At 68.1% G+C, this 14,980-nt stretch carries 16 protein-coding genes; 8 read left to right on the top strand and 8 right to left on the bottom strand.

Annotation, left to right across the window (positions count from 1 at the left end; genetic code table 11):
* Positions 1-151 precede the first annotated feature (151 nt).
* Complete coding sequence (locus AC1DOQ_RS24885; protein WP_477370406.1) at positions 152-577, bottom strand: divergent PAP2 family protein; 426 nt, start codon at positions 575-577, stop codon at positions 152-154.
* Positions 578-712: 135 nt separating this feature from the next.
* Between AC1DOQ_RS24885 and AC1DOQ_RS24880 the strand changes: the two genes are divergently transcribed.
* The 4 genes from AC1DOQ_RS24880 to AC1DOQ_RS24865 all read left to right on the top strand — a co-directional run bounded on the left by AC1DOQ_RS24880 (position 713) and on the right by AC1DOQ_RS24865 (position 3,888).
* Positions 713-1,750, top strand: coding sequence for a DUF475 domain-containing protein (locus AC1DOQ_RS24880; RefSeq protein WP_477370404.1), 1,038 nt, complete (start codon positions 713-715; stop codon positions 1,748-1,750).
* A gap of 29 nt (positions 1,751-1,779) precedes the next feature.
* Complete coding sequence (locus AC1DOQ_RS24875) at positions 1,780-2,355, top strand: TerD family protein (RefSeq protein ID WP_442121636.1); 576 nt, start codon at positions 1,780-1,782, stop codon at positions 2,353-2,355.
* Between the two features lie 106 nt (positions 2,356-2,461).
* Positions 2,462-2,869 carry a hypothetical protein gene (locus AC1DOQ_RS24870; RefSeq protein ID WP_477370402.1) on the top strand — a complete coding sequence of 136 codons (408 nt, stop codon included), beginning with the start codon at positions 2,462-2,464 and terminating at the stop codon, positions 2,867-2,869.
* Between the two features lie 68 nt (positions 2,870-2,937).
* A complete protein-coding gene (locus AC1DOQ_RS24865) occupies positions 2,938-3,888 on the top strand; it encodes a CE1 family esterase (protein WP_477370399.1) in 951 nt (316 codons plus the stop codon).
* Here AC1DOQ_RS24865 and AC1DOQ_RS24860 read toward each other — a convergent pair.
* The 3 genes from AC1DOQ_RS24860 to AC1DOQ_RS24850 form a co-directional block, all read right to left on the bottom strand.
* Positions 3,872-4,306, bottom strand: coding sequence for an AraC family transcriptional regulator (locus AC1DOQ_RS24860; RefSeq protein ID WP_477370395.1), 435 nt, complete (start codon positions 4,304-4,306; stop codon positions 3,872-3,874). The two genes, AC1DOQ_RS24865 and AC1DOQ_RS24860, sit on opposite strands and share 17 nt — an antisense overlap.
* Positions 4,307-4,312: 6 nt before the next feature.
* Positions 4,313-6,631 carry a hypothetical protein gene (locus tag AC1DOQ_RS24855; RefSeq protein WP_477370392.1) on the bottom strand — a complete coding sequence of 773 codons (2,319 nt, stop codon included), beginning with the start codon at positions 6,629-6,631 and terminating at the stop codon, positions 4,313-4,315.
* Positions 6,632-6,737: 106 nt separating this feature from the next.
* On the bottom strand, positions 6,738-7,730 hold the full coding sequence (locus AC1DOQ_RS24850; protein ID WP_477370389.1) for a serine/threonine protein kinase: 993 nt from the start codon (positions 7,728-7,730) through the stop codon (positions 6,738-6,740).
* A 399-nt stretch (positions 7,731-8,129) separates the two neighbouring features.
* Here AC1DOQ_RS24850 and AC1DOQ_RS24845 point away from each other — a divergent pair, with 399 nt between their 5' ends.
* Entirely contained in the window at positions 8,130-8,819 is a 690-nt protein-coding gene (locus AC1DOQ_RS24845; RefSeq protein WP_477370386.1) for a UPF0149 family protein, read from the top strand.
* On the opposite strand, the gene AC1DOQ_RS24840 is transcribed toward AC1DOQ_RS24845, so the two are convergent.
* The 4 genes from AC1DOQ_RS24840 to AC1DOQ_RS24825 form a co-directional block, all read right to left on the bottom strand.
* The gene (locus tag AC1DOQ_RS24840) at positions 8,788-9,138 is read right to left on the bottom strand and encodes a cupredoxin domain-containing protein (RefSeq protein ID WP_477370383.1); all 351 of its coding nucleotides are present in this window, start codon (positions 9,136-9,138) and stop codon (positions 8,788-8,790) included. The two genes, AC1DOQ_RS24845 and AC1DOQ_RS24840, sit on opposite strands and share 32 nt — an antisense overlap.
* A complete protein-coding gene (locus AC1DOQ_RS24835; RefSeq protein WP_477370380.1) occupies positions 9,135-9,662 on the bottom strand; it encodes a DUF4142 domain-containing protein in 528 nt (175 codons plus the stop codon). The genes AC1DOQ_RS24840 and AC1DOQ_RS24835 overlap by 4 nt, the downstream gene beginning before the upstream one ends.
* Positions 9,663-9,736: 74 nt before the next feature.
* Positions 9,737-10,429 (bottom strand): RNA polymerase sigma factor, encoded by a 693-nt coding sequence (locus AC1DOQ_RS24830; RefSeq protein ID WP_477370377.1) that lies wholly within the window; start codon positions 10,427-10,429, stop codon positions 9,737-9,739.
* Between the two features lie 86 nt (positions 10,430-10,515).
* Entirely contained in the window at positions 10,516-11,682 is a 1,167-nt protein-coding gene (locus tag AC1DOQ_RS24825; protein ID WP_477370374.1) for an HPP family protein, read from the bottom strand.
* A 143-nt stretch (positions 11,683-11,825) separates the two neighbouring features.
* On the opposite strand from AC1DOQ_RS24825, the gene AC1DOQ_RS24820 reads away from it, so the two are divergent.
* The 3 genes from AC1DOQ_RS24820 to AC1DOQ_RS24810 all read left to right on the top strand — a co-directional run bounded on the left by AC1DOQ_RS24820 (position 11,826) and on the right by AC1DOQ_RS24810 (position 14,975).
* Positions 11,826-12,170, top strand: a complete 345-nt coding sequence (locus AC1DOQ_RS24820) for a MarR family winged helix-turn-helix transcriptional regulator (RefSeq protein ID WP_442121742.1) — start codon at positions 11,826-11,828, stop codon at positions 12,168-12,170.
* Positions 12,171-12,178: 8 nt separating this feature from the next.
* The gene (locus AC1DOQ_RS24815; protein WP_477370371.1) at positions 12,179-13,951 is read left to right on the top strand and encodes a chloride channel protein; all 1,773 of its coding nucleotides are present in this window, start codon (positions 12,179-12,181) and stop codon (positions 13,949-13,951) included.
* Between the two features lie 70 nt (positions 13,952-14,021).
* Complete coding sequence (locus AC1DOQ_RS24810) at positions 14,022-14,975, top strand: MBL fold metallo-hydrolase (RefSeq protein ID WP_477370368.1); 954 nt, start codon at positions 14,022-14,024, stop codon at positions 14,973-14,975.
* The last annotated feature ends 5 nt before the right edge of the window (positions 14,976-14,980 follow it).

Below are 14,980 nucleotides of genomic sequence, written 5' to 3'. Positions count from 1 at the left end.
GGACGGACAGGGTGCGGACAGTCGGGCGGATGGGGGCTTGGTGGTACGCGACGGACTTGGATTCCCGCCTTCGCGGGAATGACGGTCTTAGGTCCAGCGGTTATGACACGTCGTCCCCGCGCAGGCGGGGACCCAAGTTAATGTTTGTCTTTTATTTCACAAACAGGTGATAAACCAGATTCCCCATCAACACCCCGGTAAGGATCCCGCCCCCGATCTCGACCAGGGTATGTCCCATGCGCTCGCGCAGCGTGCGGTGTCCGCCGTCGCCTGCCCCTGCGGCCAGGCGGTTGATGGCGGCGGCCTGGCGGCCGACGTGCTGGCGCAGGCTGTTGGCGTCGATCATCACGATGAAGCACAGGGTCACGGCCACGCCGAAGGCCGGGTGGCCGATGCCCTCGCGCAGGGCGATCAGGGTCGCCATGCTGGTCACGGTGGCGCTGTGGTTGCTCGGGAAGCCGCCGTTGCCGACCAGGTTGAAGGCCCAGCGCCGCTGGCGCGCGCTATTGATCAGGAATTTGATCGGTCCGACCACCAGCCAGGTCAACAGCGGGGTCAGCAGGTAAGTGAAATCCATGTGAGTTCCGAAGGTGAGTACAAAAATAATGTCGGGCAACATTATCGCAGAAGCCATGCGCCTGCCACAGTGAGAAACTTGTAATATCCTGTCCAGTGTGGTTTATCAGACAACGCAGTATACAAGGGGAACTCGATGCAATATTTCAAGCTGTCTTTCGTGGTGACGGTCGTCCTGCTGGCGCTGGCCGCCTGGTGGGGCTACAGCCACGGCGGCGCCGGCGGCCTGCTGCAGGCCTTGTGGATCGCGGCGGTGCTGGGCGTGCTTGAAGTCTCGCTGTCCTTCGACAACGCGGTGGTGAATGCCTCCGTGCTGCGCAACTGGAACGCATTCTGGCAAAAACTGTTCCTGACGATCGGCATCCTGGTGGCCGTGTTCGGCATGCGCCTGCTGTTCCCGCTGCTGATCGTCTCGGTGGCCACCGGCCTCGGCCTGCTCGACGTCTGGCACATGGCGACCAGGACACCCGACGAATACGCGCGCATCCTGACCGCCCAGCACGCCGAGGTGGCGGCCTTCGGCGGCGCCTTCCTGCTGCTGGTCTTCCTCAACTTCCTGTTCGACGAGGAAAAGGAACTCCACTGGCTGGGCTGGGTCGAAGAAAAAGTCGGCCAGTTCGGCAGCGAAGGCCTGGCCGTCCTGCTGACCCTGCTGGCCGTGTTCGGCTGCATGAGCCTGATGCCCCAGCCAGCCAAGCTGCCGGTGCTGATCGCCGGCGTGGTCGGCGTCATCGTCTACGTGGGCGTGAACTGGTTCAGCGGTCTGCTCGAAGAGGAGGAATCGGACCCGTCGGTGGGCAAGATGATCTCGCAGGGCAGCATCGGCGGCTTCCTCTACCTCGAGGTGCTGGATGCCTCGTTCAGCTTCGACGGCGTGATCGGCGCCTTCGCCATCACCAACGACGTCGTCATCATCATGCTGGGCCTGGCCATCGGCGCGATGTTCGTGCGTTCGCTCACCGTGTTCCTGGTGCACAAGGGCACGCTGGACGAATTCGTCTACCTCGAGCACGGCGCCCACTACGCGATCGGCATCCTGGCCCTGATCATGTTCGCCAGCGTCGAATACGAGATTCCGGAATGGTTCACCGGACTGTCCGGCATCGCCTTCATCCTGGTCTCGCTGTGGTCCTCGATCCGCTACAAGCGGCGCGAGGAACTCGGATCCGCTTGAACTCAACCCCGAAACGAAAGGAAAACCATATGGCGATCAGTCTGCAAAAAGGCGGCAACGTCAACCTGTCCAAGGAAGACCCGACCCTCAAGAAAGTCATCATCGGCCTGGGCTGGGATCCGCGCGCCAGCGACGGCGCCACCTTCGACCTCGACGGCAGCGCCTTCCTGCTGCGCGGCGACGGCAAGGTGCGCGGCGATGCCGACTTCATCTTCTACAACAACCTGCAATCCACCGACGGTTCGGTCAAGCATACCGGCGACAACCGCACCGGCCAGGGCGAAGGCGACGACGAGCGCCTGCTGGTCGACCTCACCCGGGTACCGCCGGAGATCGAAAAGATCGCCTTCTCCGTGACCATCCACGAAGCCGACCAGCGCCGCCAGAACTTCGGCCAGGTGGGGCGCGCCTTCATCCGCTGCCTGAACGCCGAGGGCGAACGCGAGATCGCGCGCTACGACCTGTCGGAAGACAGCTCGACCGAGACCGCGATGATCTTCGGCGAGCTCTACCGCTACGGCAGCGAATGGAAGTTCCGCGCTGTCGGCCAGGGCTATAACGGCGGCCTGGGTCCGCTGGCGCGCTCCTTCGGCGTCAACGTCTGAGCTCGAAGGTCCGGAACACCGTCCGGCACGCCCGCCGGCCATGAGCTTTTGACAATTCGCGCGCTCATCGTCAGAATGGGCGCCGGATTCACTCACCCTCACGACCATGCCATCCACCTTCCCGCGCCGCGCCAGCGTCCTCCTCGCCTCCGCCGTCGTTGCGGCCATCGTGCTGTTCGCGCTCTACATGGCGATCGTGCTGCACTGGTCGTATTCCGAAGGTGAACGCGCCGGCTACCTGCAAAAACTGTCGCGCAAGGGCTGGCTGTGCAAGACCTGGGAGGGCGAGATCCTGCTGTCCAGCATGCCGGGCGCCATCCCCGAACGCTTCGCCTTCACCGTGCGCGACGAAAACGTGGTCAAGCAGCTGCAGGCAGCCATGGGCCAGCGCGTCCAGCTCAGCTATGCCCAGCACGTCGGCCTGCCGACCAGCTGCTTCGGCGAGACCAGTTATTTCGTCGAAAAAGCCGCCGTCGGCGGTGAAAATCCGGTGTCGCCGAATCCCGGCAAGTGATACGAAAAAAATATCACAGGGCCACTTTCCGAAGCTTTCTCATATCTATGAGAGGCTGGGCTGGGGGAATGGCGCTGGCATGGGCGGCGATGGCCGCGGCGCAGGCGTCCACCATCGTCGACTACTCGCTGCTGCGTCCCGAGGGACGGCGCCATTACCTCGTGGTCGAACCCGACCGGCTGGCACGCGCCAACCGCCCCACCGTCATCCTGCTGCACGGCCATGGCGCCTCGGCCGCCTTCATGGTCGGCCTCGCTTCCTTCGGCACCTATCGCTCCCAGGACTGGATCCGCCTCGCCGAACGCGAGCGCGTGATGCTGATCGCGCCGGACGGCATCAAGGGCAGCGACGGCAAGCAGGCCTGGAACGATTGCCGCCTCGATGCCGCCAGCAACGCCACCAGCGACGACGTCGCCTTCATCGCCGCCCTGATCGACACCGCGGTCAACGAGCTCGGCGCCGATCCCGAGCGCATCTACGTGTACGGCAGCTCGAACGGCGGCGGCATGGCCTACCGTCTCGGCATCGAACTGGCGCCGCGGCTGGCGGCGATCGGCGTGCAGAGCGCCCTGATGGCGATGCAGACGCGCTGCCGGGCGCCGTCGCATCCGATCTCGGTGTTCGCCTCGCACGGCACCGCCGACGAGATCGCGCCCTACAATGGCGGCCGGGTCGGCCACTGGCTGCTGCGCGACCGCGGCAGCGGCATCAGCGCCGAGGAATCGCTGGCCGTGTGGCGCCGCCTGGCCGGCCTGCCGGAGACGCCGCTCAGCTTCCGCATGCCCCACCTGCAATCGTCCGACCCGACCTCGGCCACGCGCTATGTCTGGGGCAACGATCCGGCGCGCGTGCAGATCCAGTTCATGCGCATCGACGGCGGCGGCCACACGGGGTCGTCCAAGGTCGAGGAACTGCCGTGGATCCTGCGCAAGATCGTCGGCAATATGAACCACGACGTCGACACCGCCGAAGAGGCCTGGAACTTCTTCAAGGACAAACGGGTCAACGGCCCCCGCTGACCGGCATCCTCAGCTCACAGGCGAAGCTGCCGTCGGCCTCCATGCGCCAGTTGCGCGGGTAGTATTCCATGCAGGGCCGGGCATCGCAGGTGTAGCCGCTGGCCGGCAGCCATTCGTGGAACAGGGTCTGCCAGGCCGCCGGGATCTCCCAGGCCTGGCCGGCGAACCGCGCCACCGCATAGGTCCCGCCCGGCAGCAGCGTGAGCCTCGTACCGGCCGGGGCGGCGTAATCCTCGCCGACCTCGACGCCGGCATCGTAGCGGCAGTCCTGCGGCGGGGTGGTGGCGGGATCGTCGAGGGCGATGCCATAGGTCGGCTCGCCCAGCAGGCCCTGGCGCTCCAGCCAGGGCGTGACGACCTCGCCCCAGAAGCGGCCGATCTCCGGGCCGTACGGTGTGCCTACGCCGGCCGCGCCCACCCTACGTCAGTTTTCGCCGCGCTGCTTGGCAACCGCCTCGGCCAGCCGCGCCGCCGCCTGCTGGGCCGACGGCAGTTGCGAGAAGCGCCCCAGCACTTCGCGCGCCAGGTCGGCCGATTCGGCGCGCTGCTTGGCCTCGGCCTGGCGGGCGTCGATCTGTTCGCGCAGCGCGCCCAGTTCCGCCACCTGCTCTTCCTGGCGCCTTGACTCCAGCTCCACCAGGCGGCGCTTGGCGTCAAGCATTTCCTGGGTTGCCTGCAGCGACTTGCGCTGCATCTCGGCGGCCTGCTGGGCGTGTTCCAGCAGCGCGCGCTGGGCGTCGCGCTTGTCCATCGCGGCGCGCGCGGCGGCCTGCTCGGCGAGCTCGCGGGTCTGCGCCAGTTGGGCGCGTTCTTCCTCGGCCTTGGCGCGCGCTTCGGCGGCAAGCACGGCCGCGTGCTCGGACGCCAGGCGGGCCGCGGCGGCCTCGTTGGCGCGGGCGTCGGCGGCGGCCTGCTGGCGCTGGGCGGACAGCTTCTGTTCCAGCAGCAGCAGGGCTTCGCGGGCGGCGTCGGCCCCCGCCTGCTCGGCGGCCAGCAGTTCGTCGGCCATGGCCTGCTGGCGGGCTTCGTGTTCGGCGCGTTCGGCCTGGGCCCGCGCCAGCTCGGCGGCGCGCGCCATCCGCTGCTGCTGCGCGGCGGCGGCCGCTTCCTCGTGCACGGCCTGCTGTTCGGCATGGAATGTCGCCTGGCGCTGGGCTTCCACGGCCGCGTGCTGGGCTGCCAGCGCGCGCTGCTCGGCCTCGAGCTGGACGCGCAGCAGCGCCGCCTCTTCCTGTTCGGCGGCGATGCGCGCCTGGGCGGCGGCTTCCAGTGCGCGCTCGGCTTCCTGGCGTTCGTGCAGGGCGGCCAGCGCCGCTTCCTCGACCCGCTGGCGTTCGCGCTCGGCGCCGGCCAGGGTCTCGGCTTCCTGGGCGCGGCGCTCGGCCAGGCGGGCCGCTTCGCGCTGCAGCGCGGCCTGTTCGGCTTCATGCGCCAGGCGGGCCTGCTCGGCGGCGTTTTCCGCCGCCCGCGCCTCGGCCGCGGCAAGCGATGCCGCCGCGCGTTCCTCGGCCAGCGCGCGTTCGCGTTCCTCCTGTTCGGCGTCCAGTGCGGCGGCCTCGGCCGCCCGGCGGTCTGCCTCGGCCCGCAGGCGCGCCTGTTCGGCGGCCGCGCGCTCGGCATCCAGGCGCGCCTGGGCCTGGGCCGCTTCGTCTTCCTCGGCCTGGGCGCGCTCGAGCGCCGTCTCGCGCAGCTTGCGGTCGGCGTCGATGCGCGCCTCGGTGGCGGCCAGGATGCGGCTTTCGGCGTCGCGGCGCGCCGCCAGCGCGGCCTGCGCCATCTCTTCCATGCGCTCGCGGTGCACGGCGGCGTCGCGCAATTCCTTCTCGGTCTGCAGGCGCATGCGCAGCGACTGCGCGGCGGTGCGCTCGTACTCGGCCTGGGCCTGGGCGATCGCCTCGCGCTCCTGTTCGATGTGGGCCAGGGCGCGCGCTTCTTCCAGCGCCCTCGCCTCGGCGGCGGCGCGCGCGAAGCTGGACGCCAGCGCGACCTGGTCGGCGCGCTCGCGCTGCAGGGCCAGTTCGAGCGCCTCGGCCTCGGCTTCAGCCAGCTTTTCCGCGGTCTGGCGTGCGGCTCTCTCGGCACGCTCGCGTTCGCGCGCCAGGATCGCGACCCGCGCATCGGCGCTGGCGCTGTGGCTGACTTCTTCGCGCGCCGCGTGCACGGCGGCGACCCGCTCGGCGGCCTGCAGGCGCGCCTGTTCGGACTGCTGCGCCAGTTCTTCCGCCTGGCGGGCCACGCGCTCGGCGATCTCGGCATCGGCGCGGGCCTGTTCCTCGGCGCGCCGGCGCGCCTCTTCCTGGGCCCGCGCACGCGACTCGGCGTCGAGGCGGATCCGGGTGTCGGCTTCGACGCGGGCGCGCAGCTCGGCGGTTTCCTGGCGCATCGCGTCCAGGCGCTCGGCGGCGGCCCTGGCGGCGGCGCGCAGGGTGTCGATGCGGTCGCGGTTGGCCTCGATCGCCTCTTCCGATGCCTGGACATTCGCCAGCGCGGCGGCGGCGGCTTCGGCGTCGATCGCGGCGCGCTCCTCGGCCAGGCTCCTGGCGCGGGCTTCGGCGTGGGCGCGGTTCTCGGCCGCCACCGCCGCCTTGGCCTCGGCCTCGACCCGCGCGATGCCTTCCTGGATGGCGCGCTTCTCGAGCTGTTCGCGCTGCGGCTCGACGCCGGGCGCGGCGTGCTCCTGGGATGCGGGCATCAGGTCGATCGTGAAATCGGCGTCGTCGTGGTGGTCGGGGTGATCGGTCATGGGCGGCTCATCGGTGCGGGCGGACTGGGGCTCGGCGTGATTATGCGTCATGGCTGGAAAACCTGTCACGCCGAACTGAAGCGCGATTGCCCGTCAATTCAACAAATCACACCGGCCACAGGGGCGGCTCGTCCATCAGGGCGACCTGCTCGCGCAACTCGAGGATGCGGTCCTGCCAATAACGCTGGGTATTGAACCAGGGGAAGGCGGCGGGAAAGGCCGGGTCGTCCCAGCGCATCGCCAGCCAGGCCGAATAATGGATCAGGCGCAGGGTCCTCAATGCCTCGACCAGGTAGAGCTGGCGCGGGTCGAATTCGCAGAAGTCCTCGTAGCCGGCCAGCACGTCGGCGAGCTGGCCCACCATCTCCTGGCGCTCGCCCGACAGCAGCATCCACAGGTCCTGCACGGGCGGGCCCATGCGGCTGTCGTCGAAGTCGACGAAATGGGGTCCGTCGGCCGTCCACAGCACGTTGCCGGCGTGGCAATCGCCGTGCAGGCGGACCGTCGCGACGTCGCCGGCGCGGTCGAAGCAGCGCGCGACGCCGTCCAGCGCCTGGTCGATCACGCTGGCGTAGGCGGTCAGCAGCTCGTCCGGAATGAAGCCGTGTCCAATCAGCCAGGCGCGCGGTTCGCGTCCGAAGGTGTCGAGATTCAGCGCCGGCCGCTCCATGAAGGGCTTGCGCGACCCGACCGCGTGGATGCGGCCGATGAAGCGGCCGATCCATTCCAGCACCTTGGGATCGGACAGCTCGGGCGCGCGGCCGCCGCGGCTGGGGAAGACGGCAAAGCGGAAGCCGCCGAAGTGGTGCAGCGTGCGCCCGTCCAGCACCGACGCCGGCACCACCGGCACTTCCTGTTCGGCGAGTTCCTCGGTAAAAGCGTGCTCCTCGAGGATGGCGGCATCGCTCCAGCGCTCCGGCCGGTAGAACTTGACCACCACCGGCTGGCCCTCTTCCAGTCCGACGCGATAGACCCGGTTTTCGTAGCTGTTCAGGGCCAGCAGGCGGCCGTCGCCGCACAGGCCGACGCTCTCGACCGCATCCAGCACCATCAGCGGATCGAGCCGCGAGAAGGGGTGAGTTTCCGATGTATATTCCATGCGGCCATTGTAAGGCCGGCAGGCCGATTTTGCCGAATTCATGCCCCAACTCCCCTCGCCAAGGCCAATCTTTTCTGCGAAGAATCGAATTGCATGAAAATTTACCGATTTTATGATCGATGATGCTCGCAAGGTGTGTGGACGCACCGCGCCCCGGGACGAGGCAGGTTGTCATGGAGCCCTGGGTGCCGGATGCGTTGAAGCAGGCCTGCGCCGCGAAGCAGCGAGCAAGGGCTAAGCGGGCATTAAGCCTGAGCTCGACAATACCGGGCAACATGGGGCTGGTTTTCCGTTTGCGCCGGACGGCATGAGCAGCTGTCCGGCGCTTTTTTCCGCCGGTCCGCGGCCGCAGGCGTTACACTGGCGCCTTCGACGAAACAGAATCACCCTGGACCACACATGCAACTCGAACAACCCCTCACCGACAAAGAATTCGACGATCTCGACAACTTCCTGCTGTCCGACCGCAGCCCGGAAGGCGCGATGACGATGGATACCCTGCACGGCTACCTGACCGCGATCGCGATCGGCCCGGAATCCATCATGCCGGCCGAGTGGCTGCCGCGCGTGTGGGGCGAGGAAGGCGCCGCGCCCAAGTGGAAAAACCCGAAGGAAGAGCAGCGCATCGTCAACCTGATCATGCGCTTCATGAACGAAGTGCTGATCACCTTCGAGGTCGCGCCCAAGGAATTCGAGCCGCTCTACGTCGAGCACGAAGTCGACGGCGAAACGCTGATCGACGCCGAAGCCTGGTGCTGGGGCTTCTGGGAAGGCATGGACCTGCGTCCCGGCTCCTGGGACGAGATCTGGGACTCGGAAGCCGGTCCGCTGATGCGCCCGATCTACCTGCTGGGCGCCGACGAGATCGAGGAAAGCGAGCTGGCCGAGGTCGAAGATCCGCGCCTGGCCCACAAGCTGGCCCTGGACATCGAAGCCAACCTGCCCGGCATCCACCGCTACTGGCTGCCGCGCCGCAAGGCCGCCGTCGAGACCGTGCGCCGCGAGGAGCCGAAGGTCGGCCGCAACGACGACTGCCCCTGCGGCAGCGGCAAGAAGTTCAAGAAGTGCTGCGGGGCCGAGCAGGCCTGAGCGGCTTCCCTCCTGCTTCGATCTGCACCTGCCCCGTCATCACGGGGTGCAGGCTGCAGAGGTAGTCGAAGGACGCTCCCCGGCGCACCGTGTGGCGCCAGCTCTGCCCCGGCTTCAGGTCGCCCGACCTGATGCCGGCGGCGGCCGCGGTGACGTTGTGGACGAAGATGTCCTTGTTCACCCAGGTGATGGTGTCGCCGGGCTTCACGGCCACCACCTTCGGCGTGAAGGCCATGCCTTCGATGACCACACGATGATCGGCCGCGACGGCGGCCGCAGTCCAGGCCATCAGGCCCAGCGCCACCGCCACCGATTTCATTTCAGTTCCGCCTGGATGTGCTTCGCGTGCTCCAGGTGGGCCACGAAAGCCGGCCGCACCTTGACCAGCAGCGCCTTCAGCTCGGCGTTGGACGCGCTCGGGATCAGGGTCTTGTCGAGGGCATCGAGCACCGTCTCGTGGTAGCTCACCTCGTTGTCGACATAGGCCTTGTCGAAGTCGTGGCCGGACAGGCCTTTGAGGCGGTCGCGCGTGGTGTCGCCGCCCTGGGTCAGGGACTTGCTGGTGTCGTTCGCTTCCGGCGTCACGTGCAGTTTCTTGACCAGCGCCACCGCCTGCTTGTTGACGCCCGAATGGTCGGCCACCATCCGCTGGGCAAAGGCGCGCACGTCCTTGTTCCTGGTCTTCGCTTCGGCCAGCTTGCCGGCGTCGATGTCGACCGTGTTGGCGGCCACCACGATGGCGGCGATCTGTGCATCGTTGGGATTGGCGGCGTGGACGGCGCCGAGCGGGGCAGCGGCCAGCAGTGCGCACAGGACGGTGGCGAGGGGCTTCTTGATGGTCATGGCAGTCTCCATTGGTTTTAGGAAGTGGAACATGCCATTCGATGCAGCAAACCCGCGCCGCGTTCCCGGCATCTTCAGCCCGCCGTATCCTCTTCCAGCCGGCGCATGACGTTGGCGACGATACGGTCGCAGCGTTCGCCGTCGAAGCCGAAGGCATCGTCGAGCGCGAAGTCGAGCTCCCGCGCCAGCGCCTCGCGCAGCATGGCCCGGGCGCGGAAGTAGCGGCTGCGCACGGTGGCCTCGGGAATGCCGAGCAGCTGTCCGGTTTCCTCGACGCTGAGTTCCTCGACCGCGCGCAGCACGAACACGGTGCGGAAGGCTTTCGGCAAGGCATCGATCTTGGCTTCGATCAGGCCCCTGGCCTGGGAACGCAGCGCGGCCTGTTCGGGCTGTTCCGGCTGTCCGGCTTCGCCCGCCTCGCGCGTGGCGCAGAACGCGTCCATGGCCGGCTCGGCGCCCAGTTCGATGACCTCGGCCATCCGCCCCACGCTGCGGCGGCGCATCAGGGCGGCGTTCATCACGATGCGGGTCAGCCAGGTGGCGAGCGCGGACTCGCCGCGGAAGTCCGGCAAGCCGCGGTAAGCCTGGATGTAGGCTTCCTGCAGCGCATCCTCGGCCTCGGCATCGTCGCGCAGGATGCTGCGCGCCACCCGGTAGAGCCGCCGGTTATGGCGCCGCATCAGGCGCGCGAAGGCGGCCTGCTCCCCATCCACCACACGCTGCCGGAGGGCGGCGTCCGAATCATCGTCGACTGCAGGCTGCAGCATGGCGTTCTCCCTGGCGTGATGCCGGTTGCGTGATGCCGATTGGATGCACGCCGCGCCCCGAACGTTCCCGCGAAAAACTGCCGGGTTCAGGCCGGGGCGCTCAGGCGGCTTTCGTACATTGCCGCCAGCATATCCGACTGGCTGACGATGCCGGCAAATACGCCGCGTCCATCCACCACCGGAATGTGGTGCAGGCCCCGGTTGGTCATCAGGGGCACCAGCTCGGCGATCGGGTCGTCGATGCTCACCGTCTTCACCTGGCGGTGCATGATCTCGACCACCTTGCCCGGCCGGCTGCGCATGCCCAGCAGGTGGTCGAACAGGCCGCGCAGGCGTTCGCCCAGGGTCTGGTAATCGTCCAGGCCCGCGTGGTGCAGGAAATCGTTCTGGCCGACCATGCCGACCACGCGCTGCGCCTTGTCCAGCACCGGCAGCGCGTGCAGGCCGTGCTGGCGCAGCAGGCGCCAGGCGTCGGCCAGTGGCATCCCGGGGCGGACCGTCACCGCATCCTTCGACATGATCGCGCCGCAGGTGACGACGCCGAAACGGCGGCCGTAGGCCTGGACTTCGGTCTCGAGCAGGATCTCTTCGAGGTCGTCGCGGCTGATGTCGAGCACCTGGCCGTAGCGCGCCAGCGCGGCGTCCAGGTCCTCCTTCGTGAAGCCGAGGCGCGCGGTCGGCACCGGGTCGCGGGTCGCGTGGACGTTGTTCAGCATCGACTGCTGGGTGTGCGGATAGCGGCGCCCGGTCAGGTTGTTGAAGACCAGCGCGACCAGCACGATCAGGGTCGAGTTCAGGCACACCGGCACGAAGGCGAAGCCGAAGCCGGCCGCGTGCACGGCCGGGCCGCCCAGCACCGTGGTCAGCGCCACCGCGCCGCTGGGCGGGTGCAGGCAGCGCAGCAGGAACATCACGAGGATCGCCAGCGAACCCGCCAGCGGCGCCGCCAGCAGCGGATTGCCGATCGCCTTGGCGCAGGCGATGCCGACCAAGGCCGAGATGGTATTGCCGCCGATGACGGACCACGGCTGGGCCAGCGGGCTGGCCGGCACGCAGAACAGCAGCACGGCCGAGGCGCCCATCGGCGCCACCAGGGCCGCCGGCAGGGTGGCCGTGCCGAGCAGTTGCATGCTGAGCCCGGCGGTGAGGAGCAGGCCGATCAGGGCACCTGCCACCGAACGCATCCTTTCGGGACGCGGTACGGAATTACGTTGCGGCACGAAGGCACGCATCCATTGCAAAGTCTGGTCCAAGATAAAACTTCTACGAAAAAAACATCACAATATGATATATTATTTGGCTCTTCCTTGCCACGACCCCATCAGTGAAAGCAAAAGCACCGCCCTCCCCGCTTGCCAAGTCCGACTTCGCCGCACTCTCCGAATTCCGCTACCAGATGCGGCGCTACGAGCACTTTTCGGAAAACGCCGTCCAGGCCGAGGGCATCACGCCCCTGCAATACCTGCTGCTCCTGCACATCAAGGGCTTCAAGGGACGCGAATGGGCGACCGTCGGCGAGCTGGCCGAGCGCCTGCAGGCCAAGCCGCACGGGGTGGTGGCCCTGGTCTCGCGCTGCGAAGCCGGCGGCCTGGTCGAACGGCGCGCGAATGCCGACGACCGCCGCCGCGTCGAAGTCCACCTGCTGCCGCACGGCGAAGCCATCCTGACGCGCCTGGCCGAGATCCACCGCGCCGAACTGCGCGCCCTGCAAGGCGTGTTCACGATTCCCAACCTCGATTGAGTCCCCAGATGTCCGCCCACCCTCATTTGCCCGACCATTTGCCCGACCGCCGCGACTTTTCCGGCGACCTGCGCCTGCTGCTGATCGCGGCGATCGCCGCCGTCATCGGCGCCCTCGCCGTGCTTGCCGCACACGTGCTGCTGCTCCTGATCCGCTTCTTCACCGACCTGTTCTTCTACCAGCGCTTCTCGCTGGCCGAGCTCTCGCCGGCCAACCACGGCCTGGGCGCCTGGGTCGTCGCCGTGCCGGTCATCGGCGGTATCGTGATCGGCCTGATCGCGCGCTACGGCACCGAGCAGATCCGCGGTCACGGCATCCCCGAAGCGATCGAGGCGATCCTGTTCAAGGACAGCGCGATGTCGCCCAAGGTAGCGGTGCTGAAGCCGCTGGCCTCCGGCATCGCGATCGGCAGCGGCGGCCCGTTCGGCGCCGAAGGTCCGATCATCATGACGGGCGGCGCGATCGGCTCGCTGATCGCCCAGCACTTCCACCTGACCGGCGGCGAGCGCAAGTCGCTACTGGTGGCCGGCGCCGTGTCCGGCATGACGGCGGTGTTCGGCACCCCGGTGGCGGCGGTGCTGATGGCGGTCGAGCTGCTGCTGTTCGAACTGCGTCCGCGCAGCCTGCTGCCGGTGGCGGTGGCCTGCGCGGTGGCCGGCTTCCTGCGCCCGCTGGCGATGGCAGCGGGTCCGCTGTTCCCGCTGCAGACCATGCCGGTGGCGCCGATCGCCCTGCTGTCCTGCGTGGCGGCCGGCGTCCTGTGCGGGGCGCTGTCGTGGACCATGTCGACCATGCTGTACAAGGTCGAGGACTGGTTCCATCGACTGCCGATCCACTGGATGTGGTGGCCGGCGCTGGGCGCCCTCGCGGTCGGCATCGGCGGTTACTTCCAGCCGCGCGCCCTGGGCGTGGGCTATGACGTGATCGGCGACCTGCTGCACAACCACCTGGCGCTGGGCGCGGTCCTGGCCCTGCTGGCCGTCAAGTTCCTGATCTGGCTGATCGCGCTGGCCTCCGGCACCTCGGGCGGCGTGCTGGCCCCGCTGCTGATGCTGGGCGCCGGCCTCGGTTCCCTGCTCTCGCCCTGGCTGCCGGGCGCGGAACCCGCCCTGTGGCCGCTGGTCTTCATGGCCGCCACCCTGGGCGGCATGATGCGCGCGCCGGTGATGGCGGTGGTGTTCGCCTTCGAGCTGACCCACGATTCGAATGCCCTGCTGCCGCTGCTGGCCGCCGCCGCCGGCGCCTACGGCTTCACGGTGCTGACCATGGGCCGTTCGATCCTGACCGAGAAAATCGCCCGCCGCGGCCACCACATCTACCGCGAATACGGCATCGACCCGCTCGAGCGCCACAGCGTGGCCGAAGTCATGACCGGCCAGGTCCAGAGCGTCGACGCCGGCGCTACGGTGGCCGAGGTGCTGGCCTCCCACTTCGGCCCCGGCCAGAAGCACCGCGGCTTCCCGGTCACCCGCGCCGGCCTGCTGGTCGGCATGCTGGACCGCGACGCGCTGGACGGCCAGGCGCCTGATACCCAGGTGGGCCAGCTCTTCGGGATCAACCGCCCACCGGTGGCGCTGGCCGGCGAGACCTGCCGCATCGTCGCCACCCGCCTGGCGGTGCACGGCATCGAACGCCTGCCGGTGGTGGCCAGCGCCGGCGAGCCGCGGCTGCTGGGCATCGTCAGCCGCAGCGACCTGATCAAGGCAACCGCCGGCCTGCACGCCGAAGAGCACGAGCGCCGTGTGCTGCGACGCCATCCCTTGTCGCGGCGGCAAGCATAACGTAGAGCAATCATGTACGATAGGCAATACGCAAACCGCGCCATTGCCTATCTCTCTTGGGAACAAGAACATGATGAAACCGCTCAAGCACGCCCTGTCCGCCATCGCCGCCGCCGCCGCCCTCGTGGCCGCCGCCCACGCCGCCGCGCCGATGGTCAAGACCCCGGCCCCCGGCTACTACCGCATGATGGTCGGCGACATCGAAGTCACCCCGATCAACGACGGCACCTTCGACTTGCCGGTCGACCAGATCCTGCACCAGAAGCCGGAACTGACCCGCGCCGCGCTGGAAAAGAACCACCTGAAATTGCCGCTGGAAACCTCGGACAATGCCTTCCTGATCAATACCGGCAGCAAGCTGGTGCTGGTCGACACTGGCGCCGGCGCCCTGTTCGGCCCGACCGTAGGCAAGTTCCTGCAGAACCTGAAGGCCGCCGGCTACCAGCCGGAACAGATCGACGAGATCTACATCACCCACCTGCACGGCGACCACGTCGGCGGCCTGTCCCATGACGGCCAGCGCAACTTCCCGAACGCCGTGGTCCGCGCCGGCAAGCCGGATGCCGACCGCTGGCTGAGCCAGGCGAACATGGACAAGGCCCCGGCCGACGAGAAGGCCGACTACCAGGGCGCGATGGCCTCGCTGAACCCCTACGTCAAGGCCGGCAAGTTCAAGGCGATCGAAGCCGACGGCCAGCTGGTGCCGGGCGTCTCGGCGCTGGCGGAACACGGCCACACCCCGGGCCACACCACCTATGTGGTCGAGAGCCGCGGCCAGAAGCTGGTGCTGATCGGCGACCTGATCCACGTGGCGGCCGTGCAGATGGACAATCCGCAAGTGACGGTCGCCTTCGACAGCGACGAGAAGACGGCCTACGCCGCGCGCAGGAAGGTGTTCGACGATGCCGCGAAAAAGGGCTACCTGATCGGCGGCGCCCACCTGCAATTCCCGGGCATCGGCTACCTGCAGACCCAGGGCAAGGGCTACCGCTGGATCCCGGTCAACTATACACAGATGCGATGAGGCAG

Source organism: Massilia sp. 01N417 (assembly GCF_056399645.1).
This window is presented reverse-complemented; position numbering and strand designations above follow the sequence as displayed.